This window comes from Streptococcus catagoni, from assembly GCF_011421425.1.
In the GTDB taxonomy this organism is placed as follows: Bacteria; Bacillota; Bacilli; order Lactobacillales; family Streptococcaceae; genus Streptococcus; species Streptococcus catagoni.
The window spans coordinates 41,228-62,737 of sequence record NZ_WPCW01000002.1; the positions used below are offsets into that span (position 1 = coordinate 41,228).

General features: G+C 34.9%; 30 protein-coding genes. 26 read left to right on the forward strand and 4 right to left on the reverse strand.

Annotated elements, in window-relative coordinates; translation table 11 throughout:
- Nucleotide 1: 1 nt before the first annotated feature.
- Together sdaAA and sdaAB are read right to left on the reverse strand one after the other, a co-directional pair.
- Complete coding sequence (sdaAA, locus tag HBN42_RS04055) at nucleotides 2-877, reverse strand: L-serine ammonia-lyase, iron-sulfur-dependent, subunit alpha (protein WP_165993801.1); 876 nt, start codon at nucleotides 875-877, stop codon at nucleotides 2-4.
- A gap of 11 nt (nucleotides 878-888) precedes the next feature.
- Nucleotides 889-1,560 (reverse strand): L-serine ammonia-lyase, iron-sulfur-dependent subunit beta, encoded by a 672-nt coding sequence (gene sdaAB, locus HBN42_RS04060; RefSeq protein ID WP_165993802.1) that lies wholly within the window; start codon nucleotides 1,558-1,560, stop codon nucleotides 889-891.
- Nucleotides 1,561-1,802: 242 nt separating this feature from the next.
- Here sdaAB and mnmA point away from each other — a divergent pair, with 242 nt between their 5' ends.
- From mnmA to rpsD, 9 genes are all read left to right on the forward strand, one after another.
- Nucleotides 1,803-2,921, forward strand: a complete 1,119-nt coding sequence (gene mnmA / locus HBN42_RS04065) for a tRNA 2-thiouridine(34) synthase MnmA (RefSeq protein WP_165993803.1) — start codon at nucleotides 1,803-1,805, stop codon at nucleotides 2,919-2,921.
- 25 nt (nucleotides 2,922-2,946) lie between these two features.
- Nucleotides 2,947-3,561 carry a MarC family protein gene (locus HBN42_RS04070; RefSeq protein WP_165993804.1) on the forward strand — a complete coding sequence of 205 codons (615 nt, stop codon included), beginning with the start codon at nucleotides 2,947-2,949 and terminating at the stop codon, nucleotides 3,559-3,561.
- A 189-nt stretch (nucleotides 3,562-3,750) separates the two neighbouring features.
- Nucleotides 3,751-4,122, forward strand: a complete 372-nt coding sequence (locus tag HBN42_RS04075) for an NUDIX hydrolase (protein ID WP_235925333.1) — start codon at nucleotides 3,751-3,753, stop codon at nucleotides 4,120-4,122.
- A 103-nt stretch (nucleotides 4,123-4,225) separates the two neighbouring features.
- The gene (gene mnmG, locus HBN42_RS04080; RefSeq protein WP_165993805.1) at nucleotides 4,226-6,124 is read left to right on the forward strand and encodes a tRNA uridine-5-carboxymethylaminomethyl(34) synthesis enzyme MnmG; all 1,899 of its coding nucleotides are present in this window, start codon (nucleotides 4,226-4,228) and stop codon (nucleotides 6,122-6,124) included.
- Between the two features lie 90 nt (nucleotides 6,125-6,214).
- Nucleotides 6,215-8,188, forward strand: coding sequence for a DHH family phosphoesterase (locus HBN42_RS04085; protein ID WP_165993806.1), 1,974 nt, complete (start codon nucleotides 6,215-6,217; stop codon nucleotides 8,186-8,188).
- Nucleotides 8,188-8,640, forward strand: a complete 453-nt coding sequence (rplI, locus tag HBN42_RS04090; RefSeq protein ID WP_165993807.1) for a 50S ribosomal protein L9 — start codon at nucleotides 8,188-8,190, stop codon at nucleotides 8,638-8,640. The genes HBN42_RS04085 and rplI overlap by 1 nt, the downstream gene beginning before the upstream one ends.
- A gap of 16 nt (nucleotides 8,641-8,656) precedes the next feature.
- Nucleotides 8,657-10,033 (forward strand): replicative DNA helicase, encoded by a 1,377-nt coding sequence (gene dnaB / locus HBN42_RS04095; RefSeq protein ID WP_207927409.1) that lies wholly within the window; start codon nucleotides 8,657-8,659, stop codon nucleotides 10,031-10,033.
- An 11-nt stretch (nucleotides 10,034-10,044) separates the two neighbouring features.
- Complete coding sequence (locus HBN42_RS04100) at nucleotides 10,045-10,323, forward strand: Veg family protein (protein ID WP_165993809.1); 279 nt, start codon at nucleotides 10,045-10,047, stop codon at nucleotides 10,321-10,323.
- Nucleotides 10,324-10,558: 235 nt separating this feature from the next.
- Entirely contained in the window at nucleotides 10,559-11,170 is a 612-nt protein-coding gene (rpsD, locus tag HBN42_RS04105; protein ID WP_165993810.1) for a 30S ribosomal protein S4, read from the forward strand.
- Between the two features lie 91 nt (nucleotides 11,171-11,261).
- On the opposite strand, the gene HBN42_RS04110 is transcribed toward rpsD, so the two are convergent.
- Together HBN42_RS04110 and HBN42_RS04115 are read right to left on the reverse strand one after the other, a co-directional pair.
- The gene (locus tag HBN42_RS04110; RefSeq protein ID WP_165993811.1) at nucleotides 11,262-12,425 is read right to left on the reverse strand and encodes a tyrosine-type recombinase/integrase; all 1,164 of its coding nucleotides are present in this window, start codon (nucleotides 12,423-12,425) and stop codon (nucleotides 11,262-11,264) included.
- Nucleotides 12,426-12,518: 93 nt separating this feature from the next.
- The gene (locus tag HBN42_RS04115; RefSeq protein ID WP_165993812.1) at nucleotides 12,519-13,115 is read right to left on the reverse strand and encodes a helix-turn-helix domain-containing protein; all 597 of its coding nucleotides are present in this window, start codon (nucleotides 13,113-13,115) and stop codon (nucleotides 12,519-12,521) included.
- A 134-nt stretch (nucleotides 13,116-13,249) separates the two neighbouring features.
- Between HBN42_RS04115 and HBN42_RS04120 the strand changes: the two genes are divergently transcribed.
- From HBN42_RS04120 to HBN42_RS04195, 17 genes are all read left to right on the forward strand, one after another.
- Nucleotides 13,250-13,435 carry a hypothetical protein gene (locus HBN42_RS04120; RefSeq protein ID WP_165993813.1) on the forward strand — a complete coding sequence of 62 codons (186 nt, stop codon included), beginning with the start codon at nucleotides 13,250-13,252 and terminating at the stop codon, nucleotides 13,433-13,435.
- A 190-nt stretch (nucleotides 13,436-13,625) separates the two neighbouring features.
- Nucleotides 13,626-13,928 carry a hypothetical protein gene (locus HBN42_RS04125; protein ID WP_235925332.1) on the forward strand — a complete coding sequence of 101 codons (303 nt, stop codon included), beginning with the start codon at nucleotides 13,626-13,628 and terminating at the stop codon, nucleotides 13,926-13,928.
- A complete protein-coding gene (locus HBN42_RS04130) occupies nucleotides 13,918-14,112 on the forward strand; it encodes a hypothetical protein (protein ID WP_165993767.1) in 195 nt (64 codons plus the stop codon). Before HBN42_RS04125 ends, HBN42_RS04130 begins: the two co-directional genes overlap by 11 nt.
- 12 nt (nucleotides 14,113-14,124) lie before the next feature.
- Complete coding sequence (locus HBN42_RS04135; RefSeq protein ID WP_165993814.1) at nucleotides 14,125-14,487, forward strand: hypothetical protein; 363 nt, start codon at nucleotides 14,125-14,127, stop codon at nucleotides 14,485-14,487.
- A 4-nt stretch (nucleotides 14,488-14,491) separates the two neighbouring features.
- Entirely contained in the window at nucleotides 14,492-15,016 is a 525-nt protein-coding gene (locus HBN42_RS04140; RefSeq protein ID WP_165993815.1) for a hypothetical protein, read from the forward strand.
- Nucleotides 15,013-16,428, forward strand: a complete 1,416-nt coding sequence (locus HBN42_RS04145; protein ID WP_165993816.1) for a VapE domain-containing protein — start codon at nucleotides 15,013-15,015, stop codon at nucleotides 16,426-16,428. The genes HBN42_RS04140 and HBN42_RS04145 overlap by 4 nt, the downstream gene beginning before the upstream one ends.
- A 322-nt stretch (nucleotides 16,429-16,750) precedes the next feature.
- The gene (locus HBN42_RS04150) at nucleotides 16,751-16,984 is read left to right on the forward strand and encodes a hypothetical protein (RefSeq protein WP_165993817.1); all 234 of its coding nucleotides are present in this window, start codon (nucleotides 16,751-16,753) and stop codon (nucleotides 16,982-16,984) included.
- On the forward strand, nucleotides 16,971-17,291 hold the full coding sequence (locus HBN42_RS04155; protein ID WP_165993818.1) for a hypothetical protein: 321 nt from the start codon (nucleotides 16,971-16,973) through the stop codon (nucleotides 17,289-17,291). The genes HBN42_RS04150 and HBN42_RS04155 overlap by 14 nt, the downstream gene beginning before the upstream one ends.
- A 16-nt stretch (nucleotides 17,292-17,307) precedes the next feature.
- Entirely contained in the window at nucleotides 17,308-17,436 is a 129-nt protein-coding gene (locus HBN42_RS10200) for a hypothetical protein (RefSeq protein ID WP_268895583.1), read from the forward strand.
- A 1-nt stretch (nucleotide 17,437) separates the two neighbouring features.
- Nucleotides 17,438-17,665 carry a hypothetical protein gene (locus tag HBN42_RS04160; protein WP_165993768.1) on the forward strand — a complete coding sequence of 76 codons (228 nt, stop codon included), beginning with the start codon at nucleotides 17,438-17,440 and terminating at the stop codon, nucleotides 17,663-17,665.
- A 146-nt stretch (nucleotides 17,666-17,811) separates the two neighbouring features.
- A complete protein-coding gene (locus HBN42_RS04165) occupies nucleotides 17,812-18,066 on the forward strand; it encodes a hypothetical protein (RefSeq protein ID WP_165993819.1) in 255 nt (84 codons plus the stop codon).
- Between the two features lie 302 nt (nucleotides 18,067-18,368).
- Nucleotides 18,369-18,551 (forward strand): hypothetical protein, encoded by a 183-nt coding sequence (locus HBN42_RS04170; RefSeq protein WP_165993820.1) that lies wholly within the window; start codon nucleotides 18,369-18,371, stop codon nucleotides 18,549-18,551.
- A 143-nt stretch (nucleotides 18,552-18,694) separates the two neighbouring features.
- Nucleotides 18,695-19,543 carry a hypothetical protein gene (locus tag HBN42_RS04175; protein WP_165993821.1) on the forward strand — a complete coding sequence of 283 codons (849 nt, stop codon included), beginning with the start codon at nucleotides 18,695-18,697 and terminating at the stop codon, nucleotides 19,541-19,543.
- Nucleotides 19,543-19,884 (forward strand): hypothetical protein, encoded by a 342-nt coding sequence (locus HBN42_RS04180; RefSeq protein ID WP_165993822.1) that lies wholly within the window; start codon nucleotides 19,543-19,545, stop codon nucleotides 19,882-19,884. The genes HBN42_RS04175 and HBN42_RS04180 overlap by 1 nt, the downstream gene beginning before the upstream one ends.
- Before the next feature lie 322 nt (nucleotides 19,885-20,206).
- Nucleotides 20,207-20,551, forward strand: a complete 345-nt coding sequence (locus tag HBN42_RS04185; RefSeq protein ID WP_165993823.1) for a DUF1492 domain-containing protein — start codon at nucleotides 20,207-20,209, stop codon at nucleotides 20,549-20,551.
- A 73-nt stretch (nucleotides 20,552-20,624) separates the two neighbouring features.
- On the forward strand, nucleotides 20,625-21,092 hold the full coding sequence (locus HBN42_RS04190) for a Panacea domain-containing protein (RefSeq protein ID WP_165993824.1): 468 nt from the start codon (nucleotides 20,625-20,627) through the stop codon (nucleotides 21,090-21,092).
- Nucleotides 21,076-21,393: a hypothetical protein gene (locus HBN42_RS04195; RefSeq protein WP_165993825.1), complete on the forward strand. Its 318-nt coding sequence runs from the start codon at nucleotides 21,076-21,078 to the stop codon at nucleotides 21,391-21,393. Before HBN42_RS04190 ends, HBN42_RS04195 begins: the two co-directional genes overlap by 17 nt.
- Nucleotides 21,394-21,510 lie beyond the last annotated feature (117 nt).

The window sequence follows — 21,510 nt, forward strand, 5'->3', positions numbered from 1 at the left end:
TTTACTCCTCACCAAAAATTTCACTGCGGTGACGTTTTCCAGTAGGAGTTGCTGCCAGGCCACCTTCAGCTGTTTCACGGAAGGCTGTTGGCAAGGCTGAACCAACCTGATACATAGCGTCAACAACTTCGTCAACTGGTATTTGAGATTCAATACCTGCTAGAGCCATATCAGCTGCTACAATGGCAAAGCTAGAACCAAGAGCATTACGCTTGACACAAGGAACTTCTACTAGACCAGCTACGGGATCGCAAATTAAACCTAACATGTTTTTGATAACAAAGGCAATGGCTTGGCTAGCTTGGTGTGCTGTTCCACCGGCTGCTTTTACAAGTGCTGCAGCTCCCATTGCTGAGGCTGATCCTACTTCTGCTTGACAGCCGCCCTCTGCCCCTGATATGGAAGCATTGTTTCCAATTACAAGGCCAAATGCACCAGCTGTAAACAAGAAGTCAAGTTGTTGTTCTTCACTTAGGTGTAAAGTATCAATAGCTGTTACTAAAACGGCGGGTAAGCAGCCTGCGCTTCCTGCTGTTGGTGTTGCGCAGATTAATCCCATCTTAGCATTGAGTTCGTTTACAGCCATGGCATTTCTTACGGCCGTTAAAATAGTTGTATCGGCGATGGTTTTACCTGATTTTATGTAAGTATCCATCTTGAGGGCATCGCCTCCTGTTAAACCACTGATTGATTTACTAGGTGTTAGGCCTTCAACGACTGATTCTCTCATAACCTGTAAATTGCGTGTCATGAGATGGATGATTTCCTCTCTTGTCCGTCCAGTCATTTCGATTTCAGTAGCAATCATTAATTCAGCAACGTTGCCATTATAGTTTTGGTCTGCTTGTTGAACAAGTTCTTCAATAGTGTAAAACATAGGTACTCTTTCTAGTCAAAGAAATTGACATTATACAAATGTGGAATTTTTTCAATTTTCTTGACAGCATCTTGACAATCTCGTGAATCTACTTCTATTATCATAATAGCTTTTTCACCAGCACTCTCTCTGGTTACATTCATTTGAGCAATGTTGATGTTATCATCAGATAAGATATCAGTAACTTTGGCAATCATACCTGGGATGTCTTGATGGACAATGATCAAAGTCGGAGTATTCATAGATAGAGAAACAGAAAATCCATTTATCTCAGTAACTTGGATGTTACCACCGCCAATTGATACTCCTGTGATGCTCATACTTTTTTCTTTTTTCTTAACACTAATTTTGACAGTATTTGGGTGTGGGGCATTACTATCTTTTAAGATATCCCAGTAAATTCGAATTCCTTTCTTATGAGCGATATCAAGGGAATTTTTGATGTCAGGATTATCTGTGTCCATACCCATAATTCCAGCAACCAGCGCCTTGTCCGTTCCATGTCCCTGGTAGGTCTTGGCAAATGAATTGTATAGGTGGAAGGTCACTTCGTCTGGGATTTCACCAAAAATCGAATGAACAACTTTTCCTATCCTTACGGCACCAGCTGTGTGACTGCTTGATGGACCAATCATGACTGGTCCAATGATATCAAAAACTGACTGAAATTTTTGTGTTTTCATATGGCAACTCCGTTTTTTGTTTCTATATACTCATTATAACAAAAAAAATAATTTTGTAAGCAAAATAAATAAAAAATTATTCTTATGATAAAAATTTATTTCACCTTTAAATCATTTGATTTAATATTAATAATTGCTATAATAGGTTTTGCGTAAATACGCCTCAAAATCGACCTTCAAATCGACTTTTGAAAACGACGACCTTCAAATCGTACGTTAAACGAAAAGATGGGAGAAAGTAAATGGATAATGCAAACACACGTGTTGTGGTTGGAATGAGTGGTGGAGTTGACTCGTCAGTGACAGCTCTACTGCTCAAAGAACAAGGTTATGACGTCATAGGCGTCTTCATGAAAAATTGGGATGATACCGATGAATTTGGTGTCTGTACAGCTACAGAAGATTACAAGGACGTGGCTGTGGTGGCTGATCAAATTGGGATTCCTTACTATTCTGTAAACTTTGAAAAGGAATATTGGGATAGGGTATTTGAATATTTCTTAGCAGAATATCGGGCTGGCCGCACTCCAAATCCTGATGTTATGTGTAACAAGGAAATAAAATTTAAGGCATTCCTTGATTATGCCATGACATTAGGGGCTGATTATGTAGCGACTGGTCACTATGCTCAGGTGGAAAGAGATGCTGACGGGACTGTTCACATGTTACGTGGAGTAGATAATGGTAAGGATCAGACCTACTTTTTAAGTCAACTATCTCAGGAACAGTTGAAAAAAACGCTGTTTCCGCTCGGCCATTTACAAAAGTCAGAAGTGAGAGCAATTGCAGAAAAAGCAGGACTTGCAACTGCTAAGAAAAAAGATTCTACAGGTATTTGTTTTATTGGAGAAAAGAACTTCAAAGAATTTCTCAGTCACTATTTACCAGCTCAAAAGGGGCGAATGATGACAGTTGATGGCAGAGATATGGGACAACATGCGGGATTAATGTATTATACAATTGGTCAGCGTGGTGGTCTAGGAATCGGTGGTCAGCATGGTGGGGATAATCAACCTTGGTTTGTCGTTGGTAAAGATCTGTCACAAAACATTTTGTATGTTGGACAGGGTTTCTACCATAAATCCTTAATGTCAACTAGCTTAGATGCGTCAATGATTCATTTTACAAAAGATATGCCAGAAGAGTTTACAATGGAATGCACGGCTAAATTTAGGTATAGACAGCCAGATTCAAAGGTAAGTGTTCATGTTAAGGGTGACAGAGCAGAGGTTATTTTTGCTGAAGCTCAACGGGCCATTACTCCTGGGCAAGCAGTTGTCTTTTATCAAGATAAAGAATGCTTAGGCGGCGGTATTATTGATATGGCTTATCAAGATGGTAAAGCTTGTCAATATATTTGAAAAGTGAGTTATAGAGGAAGAAATTATGCTTTCAAAATTTGTCTTAATATTTATGGCATTTTTTGCCATTATGAATCCCTTATCAAATTTACCAGCCTATATAGCCTTGGTTGCAGATGATGATCAAAACATTTCGAAAAAAATTGCAAGAAAAAGTCTTATCATTGCTTTTGTTATTATTGCACTGGTAACCTTGAGTGGACAATTTATCTTTACCTTATTTGGGATTACAATTGATGCCTTAAGAATAGCAGGTGGAATATTGGTTGCCTTGACAGGATATCACATGATAAATGGGATCCACTCTCCTGGCTCTAAGAACATTGAACATGCTACACCAAACGATCCTATGAGTATTGCTACTTCTCCCTTGGCCATGCCTTTATTTGCTGGTCCAGGGACTATTGCTACAGCTATCACTCTATCCGAAGGGAAGTTTGAAAATCAAGTACTAACCTTACTAGCTTTCTTTTTATTATGTTTGTTGACTTATTTATTACTCTTAAGTGCCAAACCAATCGCCAACTTTCTGGGTAAAAACATAATGAGTATCATTACACGGATGATGGGTTTGATATTAACAACAATTGGTATTCAGATGTTGCTTTTAGGAATCCGCGGAGCTTTTAAGTTGAATTGATGATTTACAGAATGTTTACGATAGCGTAAATTAAGTTTACAAAATCTTGACAGGTATTATATTGACAAAAATAGAACTTTTGATAAAATAATAGTAACAACAGCGTGATGGTCAAAGCTCATGGAAATTGTAGGCCTTTTTGGCTTACATTCCTAGGGTTTTGACCTTTTTATTGCAGTGGAGAATAAAATGGTAGAAGATTTTCGGTTAGTGATAAAAGATAAAGTAATGGAAGTTCGAAGCTCTCTTTTACTAGTGAAAAATCAGCATGTCTTACTGGTAAAAGACCAAGATATCTATTATACAGTTGGTGGGGCTGTTCAGTTTGGAGAGCTCAGCCATGAGGCAGTTTCACGTGAAACAACTGAGGAACTAGGAATCGGTATTAGTAATAAGCAACTAGCTTTTGTTGTTGAAAATCATTTTACCAGTGGCCAGCAAAAATGGCATAATATTGAATTTCATTATTTTGCTGAAGCAGAGACAAGTCCACCGCTGCAAATGCTTGAAAATAAAGAATTAAGACAATGTGAATGGGTAGCCTTTAGCCAATTAAAGTAGATAAATGTTGTTCCAGAGTTTTTGAAAGAAGAATTGGCAAAATGGAATGGGACTGTCAAGCATATTGTCAATAGAGAAGTAAAAGGAATAGGGAAAGATTAAAATGACACATGATTATACAGAAAACTATGATGTAATTGTAATTGGTGCTGGCCATGCAGGCGTTGAAGCCAGCTTAGCAAGTAGTAGAATGGGTTGTAAGACCTTGCTAGCAACTATTAATATTGATATGTTGGCTTTTATGCCTTGTAATCCATCTATAGGTGGTTCCGCAAAGGGGATTGTTGTCAGAGAAATTGATGCCTTGGGTGGTGAGATGGGTAAGAATATAGATAAAACCTATATTCAAATGAAAATGCTTAATACCGGTAAAGGCCCAGCAGTTAGGGCTCTACGTGCTCAAGCTGATAAGTCTCTTTATGCTTTAGAAATGAAAAAAACAGTTGAAAAGCAAGAGAATCTGACACTTCGTCAAAGCATTATTGATGATATCTTGGTTGAGGATGGAAAAGTTGTTGGCGTTTTAACGGCAACAGGTCAGAAATTTTCTGCAAAAGCTGTTATCGTGACTACAGGAACTGCTCTTCGTGGAGAAATCATTCTAGGAGAATTAAAATATTCTTCAGGACCCAATAACAGTCTTGCTTCAGTAACTTTAGCAGATAACCTTAAAAAATTGGGACTTGAAATTGGCCGTTTTAAAACAGGAACCCCACCTAGGGTCAAGGCTTCTTCAATTGATTATGAGGCTACTGAAATACAGCCTGGTGATGAAATGCCAAATCATTTTTCCTTTATGTCTCGTGATGAAGACTATTTAAAAGATCAGATTCCATGTTGGTTAACGTACACTAATAAGGATAGTCACGATATTATTAATAACAATTTATATCGGGCTCCTATGTTTTCTGGTATTGTTAAGGGAGTTGGTCCACGTTATTGTCCTTCAATTGAAGATAAAATTGTTCGTTTTGTAGACAAGGATCGACACCAATTATTCTTAGAACCAGAAGGGAGAAATACTGAGGAAGTCTATGTACAGGGGCTTTCAACTAGTCTACCTGAGGATGTTCAAAAAGAGCTTCTTCATTCCATTAAGGGTCTTGAAAATGCAGAAATGATGCGAACTGGTTATGCCATAGAATATGATATTGTTCTACCTCATCAATTGCGTGCAACACTTGAAACAAAGGTTATAGCTGGGCTATTTACAGCAGGACAAACCAATGGTACTTCTGGTTACGAGGAAGCTGCTGGTCAGGGTATAGTTGCTGGTATTAATGCTGCTCTTAAAGTTCAAGGTAAGCCAGAGCTGATTTTGAAACGCAGTGATGCTTATATTGGTGTAATGATTGATGATTTGGTGACAAAGGGAACCCTTGAACCCTATCGTCTTTTAACCTCTCGTGCTGAATACCGCCTGATCTTGAGACATGATAATGCTGATCTACGTCTAACTGAGATTGGAAGAGAGATTGGATTAGTTGACGATGTTCGCTGGACTCATTATTGCCTTAAAAAGAAGCAGTTTGAAAATGAATTAAGAAGACTTGATGGTATCAAATTAAAACCAATTAAAGAAACTAATGATAAGATTGTAGCTTTAGGCTTTAAGCCCTTGACTGATGCTATGACTGCTAAGGAATTTATGCGTCGTCCAGGTATTGATTACCAAACCGCAGTTTCCTTTGTTGGGCCTGCTGAAGAGGAGCTCAATTCTAAACTCATTGAACTACTAGAAACTGAGATCAAATACGAGGGTTATATTAAAAAGGCACTTGATCAGGTTGCTAAGATGAAACGTATGGAAGAAAAACGGATTCCTAAAACAATTGACTGGGATGCTATTGATTCTATTGCTACAGAAGCTAGACAAAAATTCAAGAAGATTGCCCCAGAAACCTTAGGACAGGCCAGCCGGATTTCGGGTGTTAACCCTGCTGATATCTCTATTTTAATGGTTTATCTTGAAGGAAATGGCAAGGCTCGTCGCAAGAACTAAATAGTCATCAAATTGTAACCACAATAGGCAAGGACAGCTCTGTATTTCAGGGCTGTTTTATGTTATAATGAATCTTTAAGAGGTTAAAAGATGAAAAGATTTCGTTTTGAAACCATTCATTTAATAATGATGGGTTTAATTTTATTTGGATTGCTAGCACTTTGTGTTAGAATCATGCAATCAGAAATGCTGATTTTATTGGCTATTTTTCTTGTGCTATTATTTGTAGTGGCCCTCCTCTGGTATCAAAAAGAGGTTTATGAACTATCAGAACTTGATCATATTGAAAAATTAAATGAGCAAACGGAAAATAATTTAAAAACGCTTTTAGATAAAATGCCGGTTGGCGTTATTCAATTTGATTTGGAAACTAATGAAGTTGAATGGTATAACCCATATGCTGAATTGATTTTCACAAATGAAAACGGTTTACTAGATGAGCATTTAATTCAAGATATTATCATTGAAAAACGTAAAGGAAATATCTCTCAAACTTTTGAGGTTTCCAGTAACCGCTATACCTCCTATATAGATGAGTCATCGGGTGTTTTCTATTTCTTTGATGCCTTTATTGGGAATCGTCAATCTATTGATTCTAGTATGTTGCGTCCCGTTATTGGGATTATTTCAATTGACAACTATGATGATATTACTGATAACCTTACAGATGCAGATGTTTCTAAAATAAATAGTTTTGTGGCTAACTTCATTGCTGAATTCATGGAAAGTAGACATATCTTTTATCGACGTGTCAATATGGATCGCTATTATTTCTTTACGGACTACCATATCTTAAAGGATTTAATGGATGATAAGTTTGCTGTCTTAGAAGTATTTCGAAAAGAAGCTCAAGAGCAGCAATTAAGGTTGACCTTGAGTATGGGGATTTCCTTTGGTCAAAAGAACCATAATGAGGTTGGTTCGGTGGCCTTAGAAAATCTCAATATTGCCCTTGTTCGTGGGGGTGACCAGGTGGTCATCCGAGAAAATGATGATAGCAAAACACCTATTTATTTTGGTGGCGGATCCGTGTCAACCATAAAACGTTCTAGAACGAGAACCAGAGCAATGATGACGGCCATTTCTGATCGGATTAAGACCGTTGAAAATATCTTTGTGGTCGGCCACAGGAAGCTTGATATGGATGCTTTGGGTTCTGCTGTCGGCATGCAATTCTTTGCTAGTAATATTATCGAAAATAGCTTTGTTGTCTACGATCCAACTGATATGGGTGCAGATATTGAAAGGGCTGTTGAGAGGCTGCAAGCAGATGGTAAGACCAGATTAATTAGTGTCAGTCAGGCTATGAGATTAGTAACTGATCAATCTCTTTTGGTGATGGTGGATCACTCTAAAGTGTCTTTAACCTTATCACGAGAGTTTTATAAGATGTTTCATGATGTGATTATTGTTGATCACCATAGGCGTGATGATGATTTCCCTGAGAATGCTCTTTTAACCTTTATTGAAAGCGGAGCAAGTAGTGCTGCAGAGCTAGTAACAGAATTAATTCAATTTCAAAATGCCAAAAAACGCTTAAGTAAGATCCAAGCCAGCATCTTAATGGCTGGTATTATGCTAGATACCAAAAACTTCTCAACAAGGGTAACAAGTAGAACATTCGATGTAGCAAGTTACTTAAGAAATAGAGGTAGTGATAGTGTTGAAATCCAGCAAATTTCTGCTACTGATTTTGATGAATATAAAAAAATAAATGAAATTATCCTTGGTGGTGAAAGGCTTGCTGATAATATCATTGTTGCGACAGGTCCCAAAGACCAACAATATTCTAATGTCATTGCTAGTAAGGCAGCCGATACCATGTTATCTATGGCAGGTATTGAAGCCAGCTTTGCTATGGTCAAGTCGTCACAGGATAAGATAGTGATCTCTGCTCGGAGTCGCAGTAAGATAAATGTTCAGAGGATCATGGAAAAATTAGGTGGTGGTGGACATTTCAACCTAGCTGCCTGCCAAATTGAAAATAAGGATTTTGATAGTGTTAAAGAATTGTTAATCGAAACAATTACCAATACAATAAATGAAACAAACGAGGTAGAGTAATGAAAGTTATTTTTTTACAAGATGTTAAAGGTAAGGGTAAAAAAGGCGAGATTAAGGAGGTTCCAACTGGCTATGCCCAAAATTTTCTTCTTAAGAAAAATTTAGCAAAAGAAGCAAGTAATCAAGCTATTGGTGAACTTAAAGGAAAACAAAAAGCCGAAGAAAAGTTGCAGGCTGAATTATTAGCTGAAGCAAAAGCTACAAAAAAAGCTCTTGAAGATGAAAAGACAGTTCTTCAGTTCACAGAAAAAGTAGGACCAGATGGTCGTACCTTTGGCTCTATTACAACAAAGAAAATATCTGAAGCATTAAAAAATCAATTTAATATCACTATTGATAAGCGACATATTCAGCTGGATCATCCTATTCGTGCTATTGGTCTTATTGAGGTACCGGTTAAATTGCACAAAGAAGTGAGTGCTGAAATTAAGTTGAAAATTGTTGATGCATAAATGATGGCTATAATATTTGGAGGTATTAAGATTGCCTGAAGTACCAGAACTAAGAGTACAACCTCAAGATTTGTTAGCGGAGCAATCAGTCTTAGGATCAGTATTCATATCACCTGAGAAACTAATAACTGTTCGAGAGTTCATTAGTCCAGACGATTTTTATAAATATTCACATAAAATAATTTTTCGGGCCATGATAACTCTTAGTGATCGTAATGACGCTATTGATGCGACCACTGTCAGAACAGTGCTGGATGATCAAGGAGATCTTCAAAATATTGGAGGCCTATCTTACATTGTTGAATTGGTCAATAGTGTTCCAACCAGTGCCAATGCTGAGTATTATGCTAAGATAGTTGCCGAAAAGGCAATGCTTCGTGACATTATTTACAGGTTGACAGATACTGTAAACCTAGCCTATGAAGGTAGTTCAGACTCTGAAGAAATTATAGCTGGTGCGGAAAGAGCACTTATTGAAATCAATGAGCATAGCAATCGTAGTGGATTTCGTAAAATATCAGATGTCTTAAAAGTAAACTATGAGAATTTAGAAATTCGTTCTAAACAGACAAGTGATGTTACTGGGCTACCAACTGGTTTTCGTGATTTGGACAAGATTACAACAGGTTTACACCCCGATCAACTTATTATCCTAGCAGCTCGTCCTGCTGTGGGTAAAACAGCCTTTGTCTTAAATATTGCTCAGAATGTTGGCACCAAGCAAAAAAGAGCTGTAGCCATATTCTCTCTTGAAATGGGGGCAGAAAGTTTGGTTGACCGGATGCTTGCAGCAGAGGGAATGGTAGATTCGCATCATTTGAGGACTGGTCAGTTAACAGAGCAGGATTGGAATAATGTGACTATTGCTCAAGGAGCTCTAGCAGAGGCTCCAATTTATATTGACGATACTCCTGGAATTAAGATTACTGAAATTAGAGCTAGGGCTCGCAAGCTTTCACAAGAAGTTGAAGATGGTCTAGGTTTAATTGTAATTGACTACTTGCAGCTTATCACAGGAACAAAACCTGAAAACCGTCAACAAGAGGTTTCGGATATTTCAAGACAATTGAAGATTCTTGCCAAAGAGTTGAAGGTTCCGGTAGTGGCCTTAAGTCAGCTTTCTCGTGGAGTTGAACAACGTCAAGATAAAAGGCCAGTATTGTCAGATATTAGGGAATCAGGATCTATTGAGCAAGATGCTGATATTGTAGCCTTTCTTTATAGGGATGACTACTATCGAAAAGAAGGCGAAGATCCAGAAGATAGCATTGAAGATAATACAATTGAGGTTATTCTGGAAAAAAACCGTTCAGGTGCGCGTGGAACCGTTAAATTAATGTTCCAAAAAGAGTATAATAAATTTTCTAGCATAGCACAGTTTGAAGAGAGATAAGAGGAAAAATAATGAGTGATGCATTTGCAGATGTTGCAAAAATGAAAAAAATCAAAGAGGATATTAAGGCTCACGAAGGTCAATTAGTTGAGTTAACTCTTGAAAATGGAAGAAAAAGAGAAAAAAACAAGATTGGACGTCTCATTGAAGTTTACCCATCATTGTTTATCATTGAGTACAATGACCATCCTGAACAGGCTGGGGTAGTTCGAAATGCTTATGTTGAATCATACACTTATTCAGATATTCTAACTGAAAAAACACTGATTCGTTATTTTGATGAAGATTAGGAAGTAGGTTTATAGACTTACTTTTTTCTTTAAGCTATTATTGGAAAGCTCTTTACTTACTATCTAATATGTGTTACAATGAGACTCGTGTGAAATAACAGCAGAAAGATATGAAGCTCGTCAACAGGTGGTTAACTATTCAAGTAACCTTTGCTGTTTAGGCGAAAACCCCCTGCACGAATCAGGATTTTTCAAACAGTTATTTCCTCAAAAAATTTAGAGGAGGACATTTAATATGTCACGTTATACTGGTCCATCATGGAAACAATCACGTCGCCTTGGCTTGTCACTTACAGGCACAGGTAAAGAATTAGCACGTCGTAACTACGTACCTGGTCAACACGGTCCTAACAACCGTAGCAAACTTTCTGAGTACGGTTTGCAACTTGCTGAAAAACAAAAATTACGTTTTTCATACGGTTTAGGTGAAAAACAATTCCGTAACTTATTCGTACAAGCTACAAAAATCAAAGAAGGAACTCTTGGTTTCAACTTCATGGTTCTTTTAGAGCGTCGTCTTGACAACGTTGTTTACCGTTTAGGTCTTGCAACTACTCGTCGTCAAGCTCGTCAATTCGTTAACCATGGTCATATCCTTGTTGACGGAAAACGCGTTGATATCCCATCATACCGCGTTGAACCAGGTCAAGTAATCTCAGTTCGCGAAAAATCAATGAAAGTTCCTGCAATCCTTGAAGCTGTTGAAGCAACTCTTGGACGTCCAGCCTTTGTATCATTTGATGCTGAAAAACTTGAAGGTTCATTAACACGTCTTCCAGAACGTGATGAAATTAACCCAGAAATTAACGAAGCACTTGTCGTTGAATTCTACAACAAAATGCTTTAATTCTTATATTAAACACTTTAAAAGCCTATTTAATAGGCTTTTTTTGATGTGTAAAATATGGGAAATAGCATTAGCTTCGATTTTAGCTGAGTTATAAAGAATTAACTGCCGTTTCAAAGAATGAGACGGCTTTTTTTGCGTTCTCTTTTGATAAGTGGGAATAAGTATCCAATGTCATTGAGATTGTAGAATGTCCAAGTCGATGTTGGAGAGCCTTAGTGTCAATACCAGCATTATAAAGTAAGGTTGCATGTGTATGCCTAAAGCCATGGAAACCAATATTGGAAACCCCAGCTCGTTTGAAGTGTGTTCTTAGTCTTGTATAAAGCGTCTGATCGTTAACATACTTATTAATAAAATCAGAGAAAATAATATCTGGTACAAGTCCAATTTCAAGACCTTGAATCCTTTGTCTGTTTCGGTATTGTTTTAACATTAAGACGGTAGCCTTATCTATATCAATAGTTCTGATACTAGCTTGTGACTTAGGGGTATTTACTTCAACATAACGGTTAAGTGTCTTTGTAATTGATAAACTTGAGCTCTCAAGGTCAATGTCAGACCAACTTAAAGCTAAAGCTTCATTTATTCTGCATCCAGTTGCCAATAAAAACTTATAAAGAGTAATTTCAAACATGTATCTGTAATTTGATTGGTCAAGATTTTCTAAGTAATCAAGAAATTTTTTCAGTTCAGTATTATCAAAATACTTCAGACTAGTTTTTTCTCTCTTTTTCTTACGAGGCAAGACAACGTTTAATGCTGGGTTATTATCCAGCAGTTGCATAGTTACTCCATATTGCAATATACGCTTATTTAAAGCATGTAATTTGTCGTAGTGAGCAAAAGCACCAGACTCGTTATTATTGGCTTTATCTGCCCATTTATTGACCTTATTTTGAATTAATGGAGTTGTTATCTTATCAAGCTTATAGTCTCCAAAAGTTGGGATAATATGGTTTTTAAGTAGCAATGAGACACTGCCAACCGTGTTTGGTTTCACAGTATTCTTGTAACTATTCCACCATAAGTCAGTAAGTTCTTTGTAGCTTTTGATTTTAATTTCACTATGAACTGTAGATCCATTTCTTATGAACTCGTTTTGTTTTTGCTTTGCTAGCAGCTTGAGTTCTTTCTTTGTTCGAGCGGTTATCCTAGTTTTTACTTCCTTACCAGTAACAACATCGATACCTAAATAGACTTGAGAACGATACACAGTTGCACCGTTTTTCTTTTTGTATTCTGTAATTTTCATTTTAAAACCTTTCTAACATCTGCAGGCAAGCATTAGGGCGTTAGATTGGTTTAGTTTAAAGACGGTTTCGGTCAGTTAGAAGAACTAGTCTATTTATCTAAGATTTTTTCTTGCTTCAGAAATCAATTTTATCAAATCAAGGAACTCATCGCTGTAAATTTTTAAGTCAGATAACATTTTATCAACTGCCACTTCTTCATTCTGTGAAAGTTCTGTTTCTCTGTTTAATAAGTTCTTATAAATATCTAATTGGAAATCATGAACTAAATTTAGTAATATTTTAGCCCGTTCTTGATTTTTCTCAATATCAATTAATTTCAATCGTTTATTTTCATAATTCATTTGAATTCTAATGTTATCAAACAATTCTTTTTGCTTCTGACTCTCTTTATTGATAAAGTCGGGATCTGGAACTATTTTACCATTTTGCATCCCAGCGAGTGTAGTGAGTGAATCACGTATTGTCATATCTTCTAAACCTAAGAGATAAGAAACTGGGACTCCAAAATAATTTGCTAGATATTTTGCTTTATCTTGTTTTATTTCATGTTTTCCATTTTCCCAATTTGAAATATTCATTTTAGAGATTGTTTTAAAATCAGAATCGTCTTTATAAAATTCAGATAACTTTAAACATAGTTCGTCTTGAGTTAGCTTCTTTTCTTTTCTAAGTTTTTTTAGTCTATTCATATTTCACCTCGTATTTATTATTACACAAATTTTTTTAAAAATAAAGTTTTTTTTTACAAAGTATTGACTTATAAAGATTTTCTTGATAATATTATTTTTGTAAAGTAATACTTTACTAGAAAGGAGCGTTCTAAATGAAAATTTCTGAAGAACAAGCTAGAGCTATTAGGAGAAAGCAGGCAGACTTAATGCTTACTTCCCAAAAAGCTAGTGAAGAAATTGGGATAAACCCTATCACTTTCAAAAAAATCACCTTAGCTGGCAATGTCAAAAATATTGTTTATGAAAAAGCCATGCAGTGGTTAGCAAAAGACTATTAAAAAAAGCCTCCAAAGTTTGGACGACTGGAAAAGGCTTTTAATTACAGAACACTAAGCACAAAATTTTGCAGGCAAGCATAAATTTAGGGCGTTAGTAAAAGTTTATTTGTTTATATTATAACAAATAAGGCACGAAAAATCAAGCTACAACGGGAGTTTACCAGTATCTAACAACTGGATAATACAAAAAATGGAGATTCAGAACATGGAAAAGAAAACTAATGAAGTATTATTAACTGTCAAGGAATTACATTCCTTTGGCGCAGAACTTAACGAGCTTACCAATGAAATTGACTTAGCCAATATTACTATTGAAGGTTTAGAGGTTATAAAACGCAAAGACACTGAAACATTCATGTTTATGATTACCAAATACCTTAATACCACTTATGCAATCAATGAAAAACTATTCCGCAAACTTGATGAAATTGCTTGCTATTTATTGAATGCTGATGATGAAAAAGAATTAGAGTGGTTTAGAAATGATAAATGAACTAAATTTAACACCTGCACAAGCGATCATAATGGTCATTCTTCTAATCGTCTTATCTGCCATTCTTAGCCATTTTAAGAGCTATACAGTCATAGAAATTGAGGACGATAAGCAAACACCAGTTAGACCAGTAAGCACACGCTATGGGGCTTATATTCAGTCTCAGGGTAGATACTTCAATTAAGGGGGAGAAGTTATGGCAAATAATCAAATGACAGAACAACTCAATGGCTTACAAAATGTCATTGAGTTATACAACACAATCAGAGTGAGCGGAAATTCAGTTACTCCAAACTTGTTAGATATCTATGTCATGAGTAAAATTGACGATCTAACTCATAAAATGAGTAAAACTCTTTCTGTAATGAAAGAACAAAAACCAAGAGCCTTAAAAATCATTAGTAAAAAAACAATAATGGAAGAATTGAAAGTTTCATCTCCAACTATCGACAAGTGGGAGTCAATGGGGTTGAAACCTTATATCCCACCTTACAACGATTCAAGGACAAAATTCTATCTAATTGACGATTTGATGTCATTCTTTGGCGTTGAGGGGTGATGCTATGGATATGATTAATCTACAATTTCATACTGATGTTTTATCAGCATTTCCATTCCTGAAAGATAATCCTACAAGGTTATTGCAAAAAGGGAAGCATATTCTATTGACCTATTGGAAGCCACCAAACGTGGAACTAATCAATTATAGTTACAAAGGTGTAAAAGTCCAAGTGACAGAGTACGATCCATTAGATAGCTTAATTGTAGACGGTTGGGAATTGGTTCGTCCGTTAAAGGTAGCAAGTATTAAGGGAGAGTTAATACAGGCACTGAACCAGATTGAAACAAAAGTGTTATCACAGTTAAGAGTAGGTTCTGGAGTTGTTATTAATGGTTATGTTTTTAACTGGATAGCATACGGAATAAGAGAAAGAAAAGATGTTATTAACTTTATAAAACTCTTCTTCCTTAGTGGTTACTCATATGATGAGACAATGCAATTATTTACAAATTTAACGATACCAAACAAAGAACTTTCAAAATTATTTTTAGAAAGGATGAATCAAACATATAAGGGGGTAGAATGACAGACGTTTTAGAAGAACTTGACCTAATTACTAATGATGTAATTGAAGATAAAAAAAATAAAAAATCAAATGTAACTGATATTTCAAAATGGGCTGGACTAATTGTTACAGAAAAAGATAAAGTCCAAAAGTGTAGGGCAAATCTTACTAGAATTTTGACCAGAGTTGATGAAAATTTGATGAACTTATTCAGCTATAACGAGAACACACATGAGATTGAAATTCTAGATAATAGAAACCTACCACAAAACTCTAAAATAAAAAAAGGGTTCTTTGATGATACTGTGAGTAATCAAATAGCAGGGTATATTAGCAATACATATTATGTTGACTTTAAATCTCATGAAGTAGCCGAAGAAGTTGAAGTTATTGCCTTACAAAATTCTATCAATCCAATTAAATCCTTTCTCACTAAAGCTAGAATTAATGCACCAGATGTTGACCCTTTTCCAATTATTCAAAAATACCTCAATATTGATGATAATGAGTACAATCGAGTGGTTTTAGATTTGTTCTTTCGAGGAGCAATTGCAAGGGTGTTAGAGCCATCTGTTCGGTTTGACTATTGCTTAGATTTAGTCGGTAAACAAGGAGCAGGGAAAACAAACTTCTTAAGACAAATCTTCTTAGGTTTTTACGAAGAAATCAGCACATTCAATAGCAAGGATGATTTGATAAAAATGGTCAGTGCTTGGGTTGTCAATGATGATGAATTAGTAGCCACTCATAAAAGTACTTTTGAGGAAGTGAAGCGGGCTATCACAATGACAAAAGTTTCATATCGTCCACCATATGGGCGAACAACTAAACGGTCAAATGTTGATTTTGTCTACACTAGAACTACAAACCACACTCAACACTTAGGGGACGCAACTGGAGACCGTCGCTTCATTCCCGTAAAAGTAAACTATTCAAGTAATGAGCAGTTAAAGAAAATTTCAGAAGATGATTTAGTTGCTATTTGGGGGAATTATTATAGATCATATTATGAGAATAGTAAACTTTATTATGATGACTTTGAAGAAAATGGAAAACTCATTGCTACCGAACGAGAAAAATACAAGTACGTTGACGATGTGATAGAGCGCATCAACTGGTATCTGGAAACCTACATTCCATCTGATTTTTACAGTAAATCTGTTAAAAGTCACGATAGAAGAAATTACTATTATGACCTTGAAGAAAAGGGAACTGCCTATCGGGATGCAAATGATCAGATAGAATGGAACGGAGATACTCCAAGAGATAAAGTAAATATGAGAGATATGGTTTCAGAAATTTTTCCAACAGATAATGACCAGCGAAGAATTAAGGTAAAGGCTAAAATGTATTTTGATAATCTTGATGGCTGGCAGTACAAAACTAAATTGCGTTTTGGTTCTAAAACAACAAGTGGCTGGGAAATGGTGTAGGAATTTAGTGAAATTTTTCCTACACTCAAAACCATTGGTATTACTGCATTCTTACACTATTTGTAGGAATTGTAGGAATGCATTCCTACACTGGGAATCATTGATACTACTGGCTTTTTAGAATATTTGTGGGAAAAATAATAGATTTCTTAAAAACATTTATAAAAAATTCAAAATATAACCTTGTTTACTATCTAAAAAAGTTTGAGCAAATTTTTGCTATTTTCCCACAATTTACTTCTTATCCCTTATGTATCAAGGGATTCCACTGTGGGAAAGAAATTATTTTGTAGGAATTTTTCCTACAACTAAGGAGAAAAAATTGAAAAAGATTATACCAAAAGAAGAATATGAAAACTTTGTCTACAATTTAGACGGAGGGAATTGCATCAATTTAAAGCACATGGGCGACTTTCTAACGGTTGTAACTCATAGCATTATTGATTTATACAATCATGAGCTGGATAATAAGTCGGCTATGGACACAATCAGCTTAGGGTTCAAAGAAATTATTTTCCAAAATATAGAAAAGAGAGAAAACAATGAAACAAATTAGGCTAAATGACGAAATTTTAAGAGATGGTGATGTTTGGGAACCTTCAAAAGAACTGCAACTGGATATTCATTCCTTTACTTATAACTTTTACAATGATTTTAATCTATTCAAGGTTTTGGAAGATATCCGATATATCATAATTGGAAGCCATAGAATTGAGATTCTAAGTATTAATTGTGGAGTCGGAGATACTTTTAATAGAAATAAAGGGCTTACCAAGCTGACAATCTTATATCAAAGTACAGAAGAAATTAACGAGGTTTTGTTTGAACTTTGTTCTGAATTTGATGAAAAGATGCCATTTTAAATAAGGAGAAATAAACATGAGTGTAATTGAAGAAGAAATTGAGCAAAAAGGCAAAGACGGTAAATACTTCGGTGGTGATCGTTCTACAAAAGGAAAATATATCAAAATGAAAGAAGCTATTGAGCAGGCAAAAAAGGGGAAATAAAATGAAATACAAAAAAATTAAACCAACAAAAAATATCTCAAATGAAGTATATGATGCTGATTCACTGATTGATTGGATCAATGAAAGTAACTCACTTGCTGAATATGTGTCAATGGAGTTTGAAAGCATGAATATAGATGATTTAGGAGCATCACTAGAAAATGCTAGTCAATGTTTAGATGCAATTGTCGAGATGTTGGAAAATGGAACATTAGTTCTTAAAAAATAATAAAGTAACATAAAAATGTCTTGTTACATAGGTATTTAAGGAAAACCAATAGTGCCTTGATAACAAAGGATTTATTAGTTACCCGAATTATGTAACAGAATGTAAGATATGTTACATAAATATAGATGGTATAAGGAGAAAAACAAATGAAAATTAAATTTATGGAGCAGGAAATTAATGAATCAGGTTCAGATTTTACAAAGCGAGTGAATCGATTCATGAACAGTAAGGAATCGGCAACAGTCGATGTTATGGTCGGTATCGGGAAAAATCCTCGAACATCTGCCATTATAAAATACTACGACAATAAACCTAGTGCAGTTGTTGGCAAGTCAATTTTATTAGTAGAAAAAATAGCTAAAATCATTGATTTAAAAGGGATTAAGAGAGGTAAAAAATGATTGAAAATAACAACAGTAAGTTGATTAAATTCACAAAAAATGGTATACTAGATGTAGTTAGGATACCAGAGTTTGGGGAAGTTCTTTTCAAAATTCAGAACGGCAAAATTACTGGCTATGAGGTCTTAACTAAAAATTATTAGCAATCGGATTTCCTAATAGTTTCTAAGTCATTAAGATTGCTATACATAACATACTGACTGAAAAACCAGAGGTATAACATTAACTTTAATTAGTTTTTGTTGTACCTCTTTTTTTGGTCTTTAACTTGATATCGAATAATTTAAAGAAAGGAGGTAAGCATGGATAATAAGGATTTAAAAAGATTAATGGATTATAGTAAAGATCATTTAGAAGCAACCCAAAAAGTATTTAATACTAAGAATAAGCGTATCGATGCTTTAGAAGCTGGAGTAATTTCAGATAAGAAAAAGGAAACCAAAGTTAATTCATCGTCATATCCAGTCTATAAAAAAACAAAATAAAGGTTTTGACCATTTTTATGGATTCTTAAATAATAATGCTTCTAAGAATAATCAAACCAATACTTATAAATTACCAAAAGTACCAGAACGCAAAAGACATGGTTCCTATTAACTAAACTAAGAAAAATAAGAGGTATACACTAATGGAAAAAGAACAAGCAAAACAAATTTATTTCGCTATCAAACAAGAGGCAGAACTACACGGTTACAAGGAAATTGAAAACAGAATGGATTCTGCTTTTAGAACATCAGTTGGATCTGGATTCGATTATTACACTTTTGGGCTAGAGACAGTTATTCCACTACTTACAAGTGATTCTAAAATTTTAAAACTAAGAGACGATGTTGTTCAAAATCGCTTAACTTTTAGAAGTCTTTTTAAAGAACATACACTTAAAATTCAAGAAATTAATCTCAATCAAAAAATTACTACTCGTGCTAAACGAGAAATGAGTATTGAAGTAAGAGAATCTTTTGTGAATCAATTCAGTAAATTAGAAAGTAAGTTCAACTCACAAAAGAAAGAGTTGGCATATACTGCGAATATTTTACTAAATTCACTTATTAGAGCTCTTGAAGAATGCTATTCTAAAGCACCAGAATTACTTATAAGATTGCGCATGTATTTATCAAATAACCATGAAACTTATAACACTAATAAGTTTGCAGATGACATTTATGTTGTACGTCCTGAACCTAAGAGCTATGCTGAATTAAATGAGTTTGTCGATAGTACATTCGCAAATGTAGCACGTATTCACAACCAAGATCCAAAATTATTTATAAATCAATTGTTACAAGATGCTGAAAAAAGCGACTTACTAGAAGAAGAATATATTGTACAAGCTTACCTTGATTGTAAGGAAGAGTATGAGCAATACTTAATTGAGCAATTCGCTAAAGAAGAAGAACGCAGGGCAGTGCCTACTCCAGAACCTAAGTCAAGTATTGTAAGTAAGGCACTTAATAAATTAATGGGAGGTAACAAGTAATGGGAACTTATTCAAAGGTATATGAAGCACTAACAACTGATGTAGTGTTTGGAACTGGATTTGTAAATATTAAAGAGTATCTATTCAATACTATCTCAAGCAATTATCAAGGACTGCAACAAGACATAGTCACTGACTATGGAACTGTTAAGACTAACAGTGAGTTAGATAACAAGGACTTAACTATCATTCAATTGTACTTGTCTAGTCAACACGACCTTGATATTAGTATCGAAGAATTAAAAGCAATCATCAATGTTATCAGCAATCAAAAAGATTTGGTAGTTATTGGAGAACGTCAAGACATGGCAGGTGCTTATGGAAAATATTCTACACTATGATGACAAGTTAGAGCGTATGATCTACAAACGCTAATAAAGAGTTATGGGATAAAATGAAAGCGCCAAATATTCGAACAGTTTATAAGCAATATAAGAATATAAAGTGAAGCAGGGCGGGAAATCCGCTTTGCTTTTGTTGATAACTACCCCCCGTCTAAAATAAAACGCAAAAATAATTGAACTGGATACCGGTGGGAAGGGTCGACTACGCAAATATTTAGAAAATCTTACGTGAAGGGGGGTACCCCCCTGACTTAAAACGCTTAGAATAGCAATCTCATCACTTTTATAAGTAAAATTAACACAGAAAGTAGGTAGTAAATTGGTAATAAAAGATAAGTTAAAAAGGCTAAAAATCTCCTCTGAAATGCTTAACATACAAATGGCAACACTAAAACAAGTTAAGTCCATAGCGTCCAATATGAGCGATTCTAGCCTTTTGCATGAAGTAGAAGAACAAATAGCTAAAGAAGTTTCAGAACTCACTCAGGAGCGCTCTGAAACGCTTAAAAAGGTCAACAGTTTGAAGTCTGCTGACCAAGTGACAGTTATTAAATTGAGGTACATGAACGGCTACTCTTGGAATCGTATAGCTTTTATGATGAGACGTTCACTAAATACAGTATATAGACTTCATAAAAAAGCATTGGAGCAATTGGAAGAATAAAGAGAGCAACTGATGGTTTATATCTTGTATATAAAATCTCAATAAGCTATAATATAAGAAAGGAGGTGCTAATATGATTACTGCATTAGATGTTGCTAATACATTTTTAGTGAGAGCTAAAAAAGAAAATATAGATATTTCTCCTATGAAACTTCAAAAATTAGTATTTCTTTTATATAAAGAATATTTAAAAAATACTGAAAAAAAATTATTCGAAGATAAATTCGAAGTCTGGATGTATGGACCAGTAGTAAGCAATATTTACCAAGCCTTTAAAAAGTATGGCTCAAATAAAATAACAAACTACTATATAAATTCTAATAATCAGTATTTAACTGTAAAGTTTGGTCTTAACGAAGCTTTTGATAATTGTTTTGAAAAAGTTTGGCAAAAATATAAAGAATTAGATGGCGTATTTTTATCGCAACTTACACATCAAAAAGATACTGCTTGGTCTATTGCTGACAGTCTTAACAGAGAATTTTTAAGTGACCAAGATATTTATAACGAAAAGGAATACGAATTTGGACGATCAAACTAACACCAATGAACAAATACCAATAGAAGAAGATAAGCCTAAGCATTCCAATCAATTTCCACTTGACAATTCGAATACAGTAAAACCAAATGAAGTACCAAAAGATGTTTTTAATACAATAAAAGGTCATCATCTTTTGGGATGGTGTGTTGGTTTACTAACAATTGTTTATGGAATTGAATTCTTTTTTCATAAAGGGCAACTAACCCAAGTAGGAGAAAGTTTTATTGAAATTATAAAACTACTAATTTTTTCATTGACCGGTTATTTGTTTGGTACGCAATCAAATAATAGAGATAATTAAAAAAGCACCTTAATAGGTGCCTTTTTTCTTGCCTGCAGAACTCGTCATTTTTAGTTCCGTTTTTAGTGAAGTTTGGGGTTAAAATTAAATGTATCTAATTTTAAACTGTAAACATAA

What these genes read in the sequence shown, in the direction of transcription:
- sdaAA (WP_165993801.1), bottom strand. Translation starts at nt 877, where the DNA reads ATGTTTTACACTATTGAAGAACTTGTTCAACAAGCAGACCAAAACTAT.
- sdaAB (WP_165993802.1), bottom strand. Translation starts at nt 1,560, where the DNA reads ATGAAAACACAAAAATTTCAGTCAGTTTTTGATATCATTGGACCAGTC.
- mnmA (WP_165993803.1), top strand. Translation starts at nt 1,803, where the DNA reads ATGGATAATGCAAACACACGTGTTGTGGTTGGAATGAGTGGTGGAGTT.
- HBN42_RS04070 (WP_165993804.1), top strand. Translation starts at nt 2,947, where the DNA reads ATGCTTTCAAAATTTGTCTTAATATTTATGGCATTTTTTGCCATTATG.
- HBN42_RS04075 (WP_235925333.1), top strand. Translation starts at nt 3,751, where the DNA reads ATGGTAGAAGATTTTCGGTTAGTGATAAAAGATAAAGTAATGGAAGTT.
- mnmG (WP_165993805.1), top strand. Translation starts at nt 4,226, where the DNA reads ATGACACATGATTATACAGAAAACTATGATGTAATTGTAATTGGTGCT.
- HBN42_RS04085 (WP_165993806.1), top strand. Translation starts at nt 6,215, where the DNA reads ATGAAAAGATTTCGTTTTGAAACCATTCATTTAATAATGATGGGTTTA.
- rplI (WP_165993807.1), top strand. Translation starts at nt 8,188, where the DNA reads ATGAAAGTTATTTTTTTACAAGATGTTAAAGGTAAGGGTAAAAAAGGC.
- HBN42_RS04100 (WP_165993809.1), top strand. Translation starts at nt 10,045, where the DNA reads ATGAGTGATGCATTTGCAGATGTTGCAAAAATGAAAAAAATCAAAGAG.
- rpsD (WP_165993810.1), top strand. Translation starts at nt 10,559, where the DNA reads ATGTCACGTTATACTGGTCCATCATGGAAACAATCACGTCGCCTTGGC.
- HBN42_RS04110 (WP_165993811.1), bottom strand. Translation starts at nt 12,425, where the DNA reads ATGAAAATTACAGAATACAAAAAGAAAAACGGTGCAACTGTGTATCGT.
- HBN42_RS04115 (WP_165993812.1), bottom strand. Translation starts at nt 13,115, where the DNA reads ATGAATAGACTAAAAAAACTTAGAAAAGAAAAGAAGCTAACTCAAGAC.
- HBN42_RS04120 (WP_165993813.1), top strand. Translation starts at nt 13,250, where the DNA reads ATGAAAATTTCTGAAGAACAAGCTAGAGCTATTAGGAGAAAGCAGGCA.
- HBN42_RS04125 (WP_235925332.1), top strand. Translation starts at nt 13,626, where the DNA reads ATGGAGATTCAGAACATGGAAAAGAAAACTAATGAAGTATTATTAACT.
- HBN42_RS04130 (WP_165993767.1), top strand. Translation starts at nt 13,918, where the DNA reads ATGATAAATGAACTAAATTTAACACCTGCACAAGCGATCATAATGGTC.
- HBN42_RS04135 (WP_165993814.1), top strand. Translation starts at nt 14,125, where the DNA reads ATGGCAAATAATCAAATGACAGAACAACTCAATGGCTTACAAAATGTC.
- HBN42_RS04140 (WP_165993815.1), top strand. Translation starts at nt 14,492, where the DNA reads ATGGATATGATTAATCTACAATTTCATACTGATGTTTTATCAGCATTT.
- HBN42_RS04145 (WP_165993816.1), top strand. Translation starts at nt 15,013, where the DNA reads ATGACAGACGTTTTAGAAGAACTTGACCTAATTACTAATGATGTAATT.
- HBN42_RS04155 (WP_165993818.1), top strand. Translation starts at nt 16,971, where the DNA reads ATGAAACAAATTAGGCTAAATGACGAAATTTTAAGAGATGGTGATGTT.
- HBN42_RS10200 (WP_268895583.1), top strand. Translation starts at nt 17,308, where the DNA reads ATGAGTGTAATTGAAGAAGAAATTGAGCAAAAAGGCAAAGACGGTAAA.
- HBN42_RS04160 (WP_165993768.1), top strand. Translation starts at nt 17,438, where the DNA reads ATGAAATACAAAAAAATTAAACCAACAAAAAATATCTCAAATGAAGTA.
- HBN42_RS04165 (WP_165993819.1), top strand. Translation starts at nt 17,812, where the DNA reads ATGAAAATTAAATTTATGGAGCAGGAAATTAATGAATCAGGTTCAGAT.
- HBN42_RS04170 (WP_165993820.1), top strand. Translation starts at nt 18,369, where the DNA reads ATGGATAATAAGGATTTAAAAAGATTAATGGATTATAGTAAAGATCAT.
- HBN42_RS04175 (WP_165993821.1), top strand. Translation starts at nt 18,695, where the DNA reads ATGGAAAAAGAACAAGCAAAACAAATTTATTTCGCTATCAAACAAGAG.
- HBN42_RS04180 (WP_165993822.1), top strand. Translation starts at nt 19,543, where the DNA reads ATGGGAACTTATTCAAAGGTATATGAAGCACTAACAACTGATGTAGTG.
- HBN42_RS04190 (WP_165993824.1), top strand. Translation starts at nt 20,625, where the DNA reads ATGATTACTGCATTAGATGTTGCTAATACATTTTTAGTGAGAGCTAAA.